The sequence below is a fragment of the Bartonella sp. MR30HLJHH genome (assembly GCF_042194195.1).
Lineage (GTDB): Bacteria > Pseudomonadota > Alphaproteobacteria > Rhizobiales > Rhizobiaceae > Bartonella > Bartonella grahamii.
In genome coordinates, this window is sequence record NZ_JBHIMO010000001.1 from 45,749 (window position 1) to 58,744 (window position 12,996).

Sequence of the window (12,996 nt, forward strand, 5' to 3'; positions counted from 1 at the left end):
TGGGCCTATTTACATCTTTGTTGCCTTAAAAGATCCTTGTTGCACAGACAATAACAATTGCTGCAACAACTGTTGAATAGCAATATGTCTTTCAAGCTGCTTAACAAAATCCATTGAAACATCTTTTGCACTTTGAGGCAATGATTGCCATTCGCTCAAAGCCTTTTCGTAATCACCAGCTTGAATGGCAACTTCCATGCGTGCCGCAATAGCCCCCAGCGTCGTCCCTTCAACATTGCCAATCGGTCGCGAAACAATGAGCCCTTTTATCCACGCTAAAATTCGGTCAAAAAAACCAGCATCTGACGCAACAATATTTTGCGTACCAACAATTGCATCGGCAACATGAGAAAAATCAACAGAAAGTTGTGCTGAACTTGGAAGACCCACAGTAGCTGTTTTTTGCAACACATCAAGTCTATCAATCGAAGGCGATAATTGCTGTAACAGCTTTAATTCATTATTATAAGATCCACCACGCTCTATAGCATTTTTTAATGAACTAATTGCAGTAAAGAGCGCGGTATCTATTTCTTTTTTCTCACTATTTTTAACAGCAGTTTCTTCCTGTATAGCTTCTAACTGTTGTTTTAACGCAGCAAGATCATTTGCATTGCTCTGCCCAACAGACAAAGCCGTCTCTATCTCTTTCGACTCTCTAACAAAAGTTTGTATAGTTTCTTCAAGAGCTTTTACTTTTTCCTCTAAAATCGCAAAAGCTTTTTTGATTTCTTCTTTCGATAGTTCATCGTTTTTCGTTGTTTTAAACTGTTGTGATGAAAAAGAAGAAAACTCTGTTTTTAACGCATCGATTTCTTGAAACACCCGTCTCAATTGTTCCTTTGTGTCTTCACCTTGACTTTTTGCGGCTTCAGCAATCTGCAAAGCTTTTTCCCCTCCAGCAGAATTTTCCACAAAAGAAGAAGGAAAAAAACCAGCCCATTGAAGCCCCATAAAAATTCCCAAAGCAATGAATCCCCCCAAAATCCCAGAAAAGGACAAGAAAAACCAAGTTGTACGAGAGCTACTTTTATCCTGACCTTGCATATTCTGTTTTTCTCGCGCATGAGACTCTACAGAATCGTGGATTTTTTCCTCTGAATCATGGGGAACAGCTTCATGTTCAATAACTGGTTTCTTACGGCGCGTACCAGCATAATGTGGTTTAACTTTTGGTTTTGAAGAATCGACCATCTCTGTCACTTTTTGTGCACACTTTTTTTAATGATAAAATAATAAAATGAAAAAAGTTTTAAAAATGAAGCTTTTCTCAAATATCTTCGTTTGTTTTACATTCTTTTTATAAAGAGTATAACTTTATAGAGATTTTCCAAATCTCATTTTTTTCAATAATATTTACAATTATAGACTTTAATAGACAAGTTTTAAAAAACACATTTGCATTTTATACTCAAAAATACAGCTTTATTTTTTAATCAACAATATCATGAAATTCAAAGAAAATGCCAAAACACATATTTTTTCATAGAAAAATCAATTCTGAGAGAAATACTTTGCATCTTTTTCTGTTCATGGTACGCACGCAGGAAAGAAGCTTCAATATAAGGTTTTGTTTAAAATGCGTCTGCTGGGAATAGAAACAAGTTGTGATGAAACGGCAGCGGCTGTCATTGAATATAACAATGAATCAAACAGCCGAATTCTTTCCAATGTTGTTTGGAGCCAAATTGATCACCATGCACCTTACGGCGGTGTTGTTCCTGAAATTGCTGCTCGTGCCCATGTTGAAGTTCTTGATCATTTAATTCTGCAAGCACTAACAGAAGCAAACACAAAATTAAAAGATATTGATGGCATTGCAGCCACCAGTGGACCAGGCTTGATAGGAGGATTGTTGGTAGGCGTTATGAGCGCAAAAGCACTCTCTCTTGCCACTGGCAAACCATTTATTGCGGTAAATCACTTAGAGGGACATGCTTTAACAGCTGTGTTAACGCACAACGTTAGCTTTCCTTATTTATTACTTTTAGTTTCAGGGGGTCATACACAAACAATCATTGTTCATGGAGTAGGTAACTACCAACGTTTAGGAACCACCATTGATGATGCATTAGGAGAAGCCTTTGATAAAACTGCAAAACTTTTAGGTCTTCCTTATCCTGGTGGACCAGCACTTGAAAAAGCAGCTTTATTTGGTGATAAAAATCGCATCCCCCTTCCACGCCCTTTAAAAGGTGAAAAACGGTTAGATTTTTCTTTTTCAGGACTCAAAACTGCTGTTCGACAAGCCGCAACAGCCATAGCTCCTCTTACAGAAAATGATATTGCTGACATTGCCGCAAGTTTTCAAGCCGCCGTGACCGATACAGTACATGATCGTATTCACCTAGCCCTACAACACTTTACCCACCAATATCCTCTCTCTCATAATCAAGGAAAGCGTTCTCCTGCTTTGGTTGTCGCAGGCGGTGTTGCCGCAAACCAAGCCATTCGTTCTACGTTGCAAGAACTTGCTCATCAACATGGTTTTGAATTTATAGCTCCTCCTCTTTCCTTGTGTACCGATAATGCTGCAATGATTGCTTTTGCCGGTGCACAAAAACTCGCACGAGGAGAAACAAGCTCTCTTGACATTGCACCCCGTTCACGCTGGCCATTAGATGAAAAAGCCACGCCCTTGATCGGGATGGGGCGCCGTGGAACAAAAGCATAATAACACTGACGCCCCACACACATCTTAAAGAACGAAGATTTCTACTCAATCCGGTCTGTAGATAGTCCGAATTCCCTATCGAGCGGATTCCACCTGCTTCCCACTCACACAATTCACTTAATCCAAAGCTCGACACGCAAACCTAAATATGCACCACACATTCTAAAAAATTTCATGTTTCAAAAAACTGCCTTATATCATTACACTTCAAATGACGGTATTTTACGGCATAATAAGATCTATTCTCTCCCACGAAGTATAGATATGAAAACCATTCTTTGACCTCATCATCTTTGATCATCTATTCATTTCATTGCCGTTGTAATCTTGAAGCTTTTTAGAATCAATTTTCTTAATTTTCTCCAAAAAACTCTTATAGTGACCGCATTTCAAACCATAGCTGAAAAGATAAGCAAAGAGCAAAATACCCTTATACAACATGAAATATCAATGAATCGCGTTTCTCTGCTACACGTTATTTTGAAACAAGAAAAAACAAATAATGCCCGTTCTTTACCCCATTTTAAAAATCATCGTTGATGGTGTTACAAAGATGCTTATAAAAATGCACATGATGAATGCATAACAGTCTATGAAAAAGGAGAACTCATGGCTTATTGGCTTTTTAAATCTGAACCCCATAAATGGTCATGGGAGATGCAAAAGAAAAAAGGAGCTGATGGCGAACAATGGGATGGTGTACGCAATTATCAAGCCCGTAATAATATGCGCGCCATGAAATATGGCGATAAAGGTTTTTTTTATCACTCAAATAAAGGTTTAGAAATTGTAGGCATTGTAGAAATATGTGCTGAAGCACACCCTGATTCTACAAGCTCTGATCCACGCTGGGAATGTGTGGATATCCGTGCACTTTGTGACATGCCAACACCTGTTTCATTAAAACAAATTAAAGCCAATCCCAAGCTAGCAAATATGGTACTGGTTAATGCCAGCCGCTTATCAGTGCAACCCGTGACAGAAGATGAATGGAAAGAAGTTTGTTTGATGGGCAACCTTAAGATGGAAATGCTTTTATCTTAAAACAATAATTTTTATTCATTAGCTCATATAAAAAGATGCTTCATAGCATTGCATAAAAAACCTCTTTATGATGCATCTTTTCGGCATTGCTAAAGGCAAAGCTTACTCAACGATTATAATAAGCAACACCACAAACATCACACACAGACCCCTTCGCACACAAATGCAACGAAAAAACAAAACTGAACGTGGATAAAAAACAATAAAAATAACCGTGAAGTTCTCCTAAACAGTGCATATGTGTAAGGTGTTGCACAGTTATCTTCACGCTTAAAAAACGCATCATATTGAGTGTTCATTGTTTTACATGTTGGATGAGAGCCCCTCATACCGCAGGATTCTCTCATTCCCAACCTGTTTATATTAAATCAATCAAAAGCTATTTTCTTGCACATTACAAGCAGGAAAAGTCCCGTATGGATAAAAAACGTGAAAGAAAGGACTAAAAATTCCTCTTATGAAGAGTCTCAAGTGCCAAGGACTATCCGCAATACCCACGAACTGGCAAAGTGTATGATAGTACCGGCTTTATTTCTCCATAAGCGTAAAGATGATGACACTCAATGGCTAAAACACGTTCTAGAGCATAAACAAACGCTTCCAACCAATACGTAAAATACTCTGCAGACGAAAATACCTTCTTTTCGGCAAGTAATTATAGAAGTGTATTTTTTAGAAACGCTCTTTTTTAATTTTCCTCTTTTAATTTTTCTTGCATGAAATCTCATTTTTCACGAAACTACTCTTTACCAATCAGTGCCTCAACATGCCTATAAGGAAAAACATGAACCACTATACTCTTTTAATTGTTGAAGACGATAATCTACGCCCCATTTTAGTAGAACAATTGCAAATGCATCAAGAGTTTGAAATTTTCCAAGCAAAAACAGCAGAAGAGGGAATGAAAATAATCCAAGAAGAAAATATTGATCTCGCTATTTTGGGACTTGAACTTCCTGATCTTGATGGTTTCAAAGCCGTGAAAAAATTACGCATCCAAGGATTTCGTGCCCCCATTATCATGATAACAAATCATGATACAGACTGCGATAATATTTTAGATCTTGAAACAGGCGCCAATGATTATGTGACAAAACCCTTTCGCTTTGCAGTGTTATTAGCGAGAATTCGAGCACAGTTGCGCCAATATGAACAAAATGAAGACGCAACCTTTCATATTGGCCCCTATACTTTTAAACTGAGACAGAAACTTCTTCTTGATCAATGCAACAATAAAATCTGTCTCACAGAAAAAGAAGCAGCAATTCTTAAATGTCTCTATTATGCTAATGATAAAATTGTCAGCCGTGAAACATTGTTAGAACAAGTTTGGGGTTATAATGAAAATATTGTTACCCATACTTTAGAAACCCATATCTATCGTTTGCGACAAAAAATCGAAAAAGATCCCTCCAATGCACAAATTCTCATGACAGATCAAAATGGTTATCGTTTAAATCTTTAATTCGAGATTTACTATTTCAAAAACAATTTTAATATCTTAAATGAAAACAAAAACGAGATGAAAAAACCTTCACATATAATGTGCAAAAAATTGAAATAAGAAAATCTTTCTATATTTGCGGTTCTTATGCCAATGGCAAAATGATTAATTATCTTTATAAATTAAAATATTTCGCACTTGTGGTGATAAAGCAGGAATAAAAACACGTCGCGATTGACGACGCTGTACCAGCAAACCTTGATAAACACGCTTTTGTGCCTGACACATTAAGAGTCCACCAAAATAAGGCAAAAGATAGCGTGCAAATGGCTCATAAAAAAATGAGAACAACCGCGAAACATAACCCGTAGAGGGCATATAATGTACAATTTCTTGTATTGGCCCAGAAACAAAATTTGTTTTTTCGAACAAACGAGTAACTTGTTGCCGACTATAAGGCTCGCCATAACCAAAGGGCGTAGTAATATTGCGCGCCCAAAAGCCAGAGCGATTAGGTACAATAACGATCAAGTGGCCATTGGGTGCTAAAACACGCCATATTTCATTCAACGTTTCAAATGAATTTTCTGTATATTCTAATGCATGTACCAATAAAATACAATCAACTGACGCATCAGGAAGCGGCAAATCTTCTTCAAAAACAAGCGCTGTAGCAACTTGCTCAGCACAAGGCCAAGGCGAAGCACCCTGGGAAGCTGGCATAAAAGCAAAACATTGTTGGGCACGTTCACGCAATGTAGAAAGATAAGGAAGTGCATAACCCAACCCCATAATCCGTTTATCCGTAAGATTAGGCCACCATAAATTCAATTGGTCACACAGCGTCTTTTGCACACGCAGCCCAAGTGCAGAAGCATAAAAATCTTTCAGCGTAACGATATCCAATTCAACATACCATGTAGAAACAAATTCCAAACATTACAGATTTTCATATACCCAAATTATATGGACTTCTGCTCTTTTTCCGCAATAGCGAATATTTCAATATTTCATATTTTAAACTTAAATGATTAAAAAATCAGTACAGCAGGATGATTATTGCGTTACAAGCGCTTTAATCATTTTCTTGGAGATGAACCCCATAGAGGTTCTTCATACACTGTTTCTGACATCAATTAAGAAAAAAGCCAACACTGGTTAATTAAAATGAAGCAATCTTTCAAGATAGTTTTTTTCTTCTTCTGGAATATGCTCTTTACCAAGACGCTTGCGAATTTCATCCAAAATCTGCCGCGTACGCATTTGATCACTTTTTTGTGGTAGTGCCTCACCTTCTTGTCCCTCATCTGTTTTTGAAGAAAGTGGACGTCCTAACGGATCTTTAGGACCAGAATCAGCATTTTGATCATTTCCCGTTTCTTTGAGTGTCTCGCGCATTTTTTTTAAAACATTTTGTGCACCTTGCCTCAAAGATTCCAAAGCGTCAGACTGATTTTGTATAGATACCTGATGATTTCCATTATCAAGAGCATTTTCCGCAGAATTCATTTTTTCTTCTGCCCTTTTCAATGCGCCTCCTGTTTCAAATCCTTGTTCTGATAATTCTTTTTCTAATGTTGATAATTCAGACTGCAATTCAGCTTGACGTTTTTTTAAAGATTTTTTCTGTGTTTCCGGCACATTTTCTCCGCGTTTTTGTTCCATCTCTAACTGATGTGTTTCATTGAGAATTTCTTGCTGACGACGCATTAAATCTCCAAGCTGGTCCATCTTTTCTTTCATTTGTGCAGATTGGCTTTTTTCTCCCTCATTTTGATCGCCTTTTTGCACATGCAAATGATCAAGCGTCTGTTCAACTTCCGCCAAGAGTTGTTCAGCTGCTAAAGAAGAGCCCGTTTTAGCCATTTCCTCAATTAAATTTAGCTTTTCTTGTAATGTAGTTTCAGAAAGATTAGGACTTTTTGAGCTTTTAGAATTTTTAGAAACTTGAGTATCTGGTGCTTTTTCAGCCAATGCACGAATATACTCATCCATAGCTTGACGTAAATCTGCCATAAGGCGTTCAATTTCTGCCGCTGAAGCACCGTAACGCAATGCATCACGTAAAGCAGCTTGTGCTTGTTTTAAATTTTTTTGCACGGATTCAAGCTGATTATCTTCAATACCCAAAGCAATTTGCCATAAATAATCCACCACACCACGCAAATCCTCTTCTGTTTGTGCTAAAGAAAGTCTTGTCCACGCACTTTGTAGAACAAGAAAATGCATTACATTTTGCAAACCCTTTTCTGGACGTACAAGCAAAGCAGAAAGCATATCCAATACACGCTCTCTCGCAGAAGCATCAAGCGCTAATAAACGACGCAATTCACTCACCGCACGCGCGACAGGATTTGAAAAAACGTGTTGCGGTAATGTCATAACAAAAGTTTTGCTACGCCCTTTCTGCCCCGCACCATCTTCTGCCACCAAAGTAATTTTGACTTGCGAACCCGCCCATGGATGCGCTGATATATCTTGCACCATCCGCATTTTCCCCTTTCCACCACGCGGAAGAAGAAGCTCTATTTCCGGAGCATTATAAAGAGAAGAAGCACTTTTATTCTGAGGAAGAAAAGGCTCTATTTCAACAAAAGCCTTTGTCACACCATAATCATCATCCACCACATATCGTAACTCTAACGATCCCGTTAAAATCCGCCCTGGTTTTTCCAGCCAATGAATTGTCGGAAGCGTGTCCTTGATCATCTGCAAATACCACTGCTGTTTTTTACGACGTGATGATACAAATAAATTCATTGAATGATTTAAATGTGTTTCAAAATGAGCGATTGGATCATTCAAAGCTGCTTGTTCCGTTTTCTCTGAAAACGAAATTTCCCTCCCATCTTCTACAGACTTTGCTTTTACTGTAACGCCAGCCCCATTGACAACACGCACAACAACATTACTCCCTTCAGGGATTTCTAGTTGTGTTTTCTCATCTTTTGTCAAATAAATCGGTGCCACACCGGTATAAGCAGGTGGTGTTACCCAAGCATCAATTCGCATGAATTTTTCATCAACAACAGGACGAAAATCAAAGGCATCAGCCAAACGCCCCCCTTGTGAACCAAAAGAAAAACTAAAAGCGCAAACAAAAAGAAGAACACACAAAGCCCTCAAAGCCAAAGGATCATAATCCGCACTATTAAGAGAGATAAATCCAGTTTTTAAATGGTATAATTGTTTTGCCATTCGGCGTTGATGTTCACGCCAAATAACAGCACTAAAATCTTCATCATTTTCAGAACATAAACGATCTGTCTGAATATTCAAAGGCTGGTGTCTAAGATCATTGACGCGTTCAAGACGGCAATTCACTTCCCGTATTGTGGGAAACCGAAAACGAATAAGAAAAAATAAACTCGCCCCAGCACAAACAAGTATAACCCCAAGTAAGAGCAAATGTGACCAATAGCCCAAAATACCAAAAAGTCCCAACCAGCTAAACGAACAAAAGAGACTAACAACGAGGAAAAATGGCAACAACCGTATCCACATCCGTTCAAATGAAAGGATCCCCCACATCAAAATGCGCACACACAAAAGCTTCATTGCAAAGCCTTTGATGTTTTTATTTTTCATAAACAAGCATTTATCCCCTTTTATCGTGGTGCATTAAGATCATAAACCCCATACAAGACAATTTCTAGAAAATAAATTGTTTCATCAAAGTTTAGTAAAAATAAGACCAAAAACACTTAAGAATTCTCAACCCAATCAGGAATATGATCACATCCCATCAATTGAGCATAATCAAGACGTGGACGAATAACCGCATAACACGTATCTTGAACGAGAACTTCTGGGACCAAAAGTCGGCTATTATAAGTACTCGCCATCACAGCACCATAAGCTCCAGCTTGCGTAATTGCTAAAAGATCACCGGGTGCCAAAATCGGCAAGTAACGATCTAATGCTAAATAATCGCCAGTCTCACAAACAGAACCAACAATATCTGCACGAATAAGGGGAGCGTCTTTTGCTGCTTTTTTCACAAGGACGACATTTTGCCAAGCATCATAAAGCGTTGGACGCATCAGATCATTCATCGCCGCATCTACAATAACAAAATTCCGCCCTTGTCCCCTTTTTAAATAGAGAACAGATGTCATCAGTACACCAGCTTGACCCACAATGCTCCGCCCCGGCTCCACAACAATATTAATCCCTAAAGGAGCAATATATTTCTTTACCAGCGCAGCATAATCAAAAGGAGAAGGTACAGTATGTTGTTCACAACCATAGGCAATACCAAGCCCACCACCGATATCTATATGCGTTATTGCATAGCCATCGCTCCACAATTGACGCACACAATCTGCAATAAGAAGGAATGCCTCTTCAAATGGCTTTAAGTCACAAATCTGACTGCCAATATGCATATCAATACCGCAAACCTGCAATCCAGGTAAAGAGTCCGCTTTTTTATAAGCCTCTCTTGCCAACAACAATGGAATACCAAATTTATTTTCAGATTTTCCTGTTGTAATTTTCTTATGGGTCTTCGCATCAACATCTGGATTAATGCGCAATGAAACACGTGCTATCTTTGAAAGCGCAACAGCACGTTGAGATAACTGTTCAAGTTCCGGCTCTGATTCAACGTTAAAACAATAAATATCCTGAGCAAGAGCAAAATCTATCTCTCTCATGGTTTTACCAACACCAGAATAAACAATACGATGTGCCGGAATACCAACAGCAAGGGCGCGCCGTAATTCCCCTTCTGAGACCACATCAGCTCCCGCTCCATTGTTCGCTAAAAGCCGTAAAACTGCTTGATTAGAATTGGCTTTAACCGCATAAGCAAGCAGACTAGGCATCCCTTGAAATGCCTTTTTATAGTCTTTAAAACGTGTCACCAATGCATTGGTAGAATAACAATAAAAAGGAGTCCCCACCTCCTGCGCAAGAACAGCAAGTGAACAACCCTCAGCATGAAGCATACCTTGATGGTAAGAGAAAAAATCCACACTTTCCTCCTACTTTATCAAACGATCAAGAATAAAAGGTTTATCACCTTCACTTTGAGCAACAGATGTTCCTTGCACAGACTTTTCCACACTTGTAAGAGGCATTTCCAATGACCCTTTACGCCCACACCCAGCGACACAAACGCCTCCTAAAAGGACAATCATTAACCCCTTTAATATAATTTTCATCTGTCCTCTTTCCTCATCTCGATCTCTTTTTTACCTTTAAAATACAATCACTCAAGCGCTCACAAGACGCTTTTTCCAATACGTAATTTGCCGAAGAACCTCTGAAGGTGCTGTTCCCCCAAAGCTTTTGCGACTTTCAACAGATTTTTCAACGGTCAAAACATCAAAAAGTGTCGCATTGATATTAGGACAAATTGCTTGAAGTTCATCCAATGATAAATCCTGAAGGCGACACTGTTTTTTTTCTGCTAATGCCACAGCACGCCCTGTAATATGATGTGCTTCGCGAAACGGAATCCCTAATTCCCGTACAAGCCAATCAGCAAAATCTGTAGCTGTTGCATAGCCAGAATCAGCGGCTTGTTTCATAGCTTCTTTATTAACTTGTAAATCACCAATAATCCCTGTCATTGCTGCTAGTGATAATTCCAAACTCATAGCCCCATCAAAGACATATTCCTTATCTTCTTGCATATCCTTCGAATAAGCAAGGGGTAACCCTTTCATCACCGTTAACAGCCCTATTAATGCGCCATTCAACCGTCCCACTTTAGCCCGCACAAGTTCGGCAGCATCAGGATTTCGCTTTTGCGGCATAATAGAAGAACCCGTTGAAAAAGCATCTGATAAGCGAATAAAATAAAACTGTTCACTTGACCAAAGAATTATTTCTTCTGCTAAACGTGAAAGATGTGTTGCACAAAGAGCGCCAGCGCTTAAAAATTCTAATGCAAAATCACGATCCGAAACACTATCAATCGAATTGCGTGTTGGTTCTCGAAAGCCTAGCGCTTTTGCTGTCATAAAACGGTCAATTGGAAAGCCTGTCCCCGCTAAAGCAACCGCCCCTAAAGGCGATTCATTCATTCGCTCAAGAGCATCACGCATCCGCGATAAATCTCGACCAAACATTTCAACATAAGCCATCATATAATGGCCAAATGTTACCGGTTGTGCTGATTGTAAATGCGTAAAGCCTGGCATAAAGGTATCAACATGCTGTTCTGCTCGAATAAGCAATTGCTCTATCAATCCTTTTAAAGCTTGTGCTATCTTTTGCGTTGCTTCACGCACCCACAAGCGAAAATCAACAGCAACTTGATCATTGCGTGAGCGAGCCGTATGCAAACGCCCCGCTACAGGACCAATCAATTCGCTCAGCCGCGCTTCAATATTCATATGAATATCTTCAAGCTTTCGTGAAAAAACAAAATTACCATCTTCAATTTCTTGGCGAATAACTTTCAAACCATAAACAATTTTTTCATAATCTGATTGTGAAATGATTTTCGTTTGCGCTAACATAGCCACATGAGAAAGGGAACCTTCAATATCTTGTCGATAAAGTTTTTGATCAAAATCAATTGAGGCATTAATTTCTTCCATAATTGCAGAAGGACCTGCCGAAAACCGACTACCCCACATTTGGTTCTTTAACTTCTCATCTGTCATATTCTGAAAACACCCATACAAAGGACAAAATTATGATTTCTCAAATTTTCACCAGCGAAAAAAACAATAAAAAAAGGCAATTCTCCCTTGCATTCTTTATCATTGCATTGAGTTTATACGCAACCATAAACTACGATAACAAAAGAGAGTCTTTCCTTTTCAATTTCATTTCAGCAGCAAAAGCACAAAAAATAAACATTGATAAAACACGAGAAGAAAAAATGATGGCAATCCGAAAAGCAGCTAAAGGCTTTTTTAGCCACATACGATTTGCTGATACGCCCTCAGATATGAAGAAACTCTCTTTCAAGGATATTCAAGGAAAAGAACACACACTCAGCGAATTTATTGGAAAACCGATGCTGATCAATCTATGGGCTATTTGGTGTGCACCTTGCCGCACAGAAATGCCCGAACTTGCGCAATTAAAACACGAATTAGGTGGAGAAAACTTTGATGTCATAGCTATTAATATCGATAAAGCTGCTTCTCCTGAAAAAATTCAACAATTTTTACAGAATATTCATGCGGATAATTTGCTTTACTATCGCGATGAAACAATGGATATTTTCAACAATGTTAGAAAACAGGGGCTTGCTTTAGGACTCCCCATTACATTTCTCATCGATAAAGAGGGATATCTCATTGCTTCCTTCAATGGTGCAGCTCCATGGGCCAATGACGATGCCAAAGCACTGATAAAAGCTGTTATAAAAGAAGCCCTATAACCTAATAACCGCGTCTTTTTAAACGTTGTATAACGAGATCCAGTGCTGATAAAAAAGCAGAACGGTCTTTACGACAAAAAGGACGGGGACCACCCGTTATACTGCCCTGTCCCCGCAAATCTTCCATCAAATTGCGCATCGCCAAAGCTTGACCAATTGAATTTACATCAAAAATACGCCCCGTTGGCGAAAGACAAAACCCCCCAGCTTGCACAACCCGTGCTGCTAAAGGAATATCACTGGTAATAACAATACTTGCCTCATGCACATGTTCTACGATCCAATCATCAGCACAATTGAATTCACCAGCAACGACCACTCTTTCAATGAGTGCTTCATCCGGAAGGGACAAAAAACGATTTGCCACAATAAATGTCTTAAGCTGATAACGATTCATCACACGATAAACTTCATCTTTTACAGGACAAGCATCCGCATCAATCAACAAAGTGATAGCAGGCTTTATTGAGATATTCATACCTTGGC

General features: G+C 38.8%; 11 protein-coding genes. 4 read left to right on the forward strand and 7 right to left on the reverse strand.

Annotation, left to right across the window (positions count from 1 at the left end; genetic code table 11):
- Positions 1 to 9 precede the first annotated feature (9 nt).
- Positions 10 to 1,194 carry a mitofilin family membrane protein gene (locus ACFIKR_RS00205; protein WP_375635313.1) on the reverse strand — a complete coding sequence of 395 codons (1,185 nt, stop codon included), beginning with the start codon at positions 1,192 to 1,194 and terminating at the stop codon, positions 10 to 12.
- A 385-nt stretch (positions 1,195 to 1,579) separates the two neighbouring features.
- Between ACFIKR_RS00205 and tsaD the strand changes: the two genes are divergently transcribed.
- From tsaD to ACFIKR_RS00220, 3 genes are all read left to right on the forward strand, one after another.
- The gene (gene tsaD, locus ACFIKR_RS00210) at positions 1,580 to 2,674 is read left to right on the forward strand and encodes a tRNA (adenosine(37)-N6)-threonylcarbamoyltransferase complex transferase subunit TsaD (protein ID WP_375646903.1); all 1,095 of its coding nucleotides are present in this window, start codon (positions 1,580 to 1,582) and stop codon (positions 2,672 to 2,674) included.
- Between the two features lie 609 nt (positions 2,675 to 3,283).
- Entirely contained in the window at positions 3,284 to 3,718 is a 435-nt protein-coding gene (locus ACFIKR_RS00215; protein WP_375635314.1) for an EVE domain-containing protein, read from the forward strand.
- A gap of 784 nt (positions 3,719 to 4,502) precedes the next feature.
- The gene (locus ACFIKR_RS00220) at positions 4,503 to 5,183 is read left to right on the forward strand and encodes a response regulator transcription factor (protein WP_375644326.1); all 681 of its coding nucleotides are present in this window, start codon (positions 4,503 to 4,505) and stop codon (positions 5,181 to 5,183) included.
- 144 nt (positions 5,184 to 5,327) lie between these two features.
- Here ACFIKR_RS00220 and ACFIKR_RS00225 read toward each other — a convergent pair whose 3' ends face one another.
- The 5 genes from ACFIKR_RS00225 to argH form a co-directional block, all read right to left on the reverse strand.
- Positions 5,328 to 6,098 carry a class I SAM-dependent methyltransferase gene (locus tag ACFIKR_RS00225; protein WP_375658367.1) on the reverse strand — a complete coding sequence of 257 codons (771 nt, stop codon included), beginning with the start codon at positions 6,096 to 6,098 and terminating at the stop codon, positions 5,328 to 5,330.
- A 222-nt stretch (positions 6,099 to 6,320) separates the two neighbouring features.
- The gene (locus ACFIKR_RS00230; RefSeq protein ID WP_375658368.1) at positions 6,321 to 8,750 is read right to left on the reverse strand and encodes a TIGR02302 family protein; all 2,430 of its coding nucleotides are present in this window, start codon (positions 8,748 to 8,750) and stop codon (positions 6,321 to 6,323) included.
- Between the two features lie 116 nt (positions 8,751 to 8,866).
- Complete coding sequence (gene lysA, locus ACFIKR_RS00235) at positions 8,867 to 10,141, reverse strand: diaminopimelate decarboxylase (protein WP_375658369.1); 1,275 nt, start codon at positions 10,139 to 10,141, stop codon at positions 8,867 to 8,869.
- A gap of 9 nt (positions 10,142 to 10,150) precedes the next feature.
- Entirely contained in the window at positions 10,151 to 10,330 is a 180-nt protein-coding gene (locus ACFIKR_RS00240) for an LPS translocon maturation chaperone LptM (protein WP_375658370.1), read from the reverse strand.
- Positions 10,331 to 10,381: 51 nt separating this feature from the next.
- A complete protein-coding gene (gene argH / locus ACFIKR_RS00245) occupies positions 10,382 to 11,782 on the reverse strand; it encodes an argininosuccinate lyase (RefSeq protein ID WP_375658371.1) in 1,401 nt (466 codons plus the stop codon).
- A gap of 32 nt (positions 11,783 to 11,814) precedes the next feature.
- Here argH and ACFIKR_RS00250 point away from each other — a divergent pair, with 32 nt between their 5' ends.
- Complete coding sequence (locus ACFIKR_RS00250) at positions 11,815 to 12,510, forward strand: TlpA disulfide reductase family protein (protein ID WP_375658372.1); 696 nt, start codon at positions 11,815 to 11,817, stop codon at positions 12,508 to 12,510.
- A 1-nt stretch (position 12,511) separates the two neighbouring features.
- Here ACFIKR_RS00250 and ACFIKR_RS00255 read toward each other — a convergent pair whose 3' ends face one another.
- Positions 12,512 to 12,988 carry a YaiI/YqxD family protein gene (locus ACFIKR_RS00255; protein ID WP_375658507.1) on the reverse strand — a complete coding sequence of 159 codons (477 nt, stop codon included), beginning with the start codon at positions 12,986 to 12,988 and terminating at the stop codon, positions 12,512 to 12,514.
- Positions 12,989 to 12,996 lie beyond the last annotated feature (8 nt).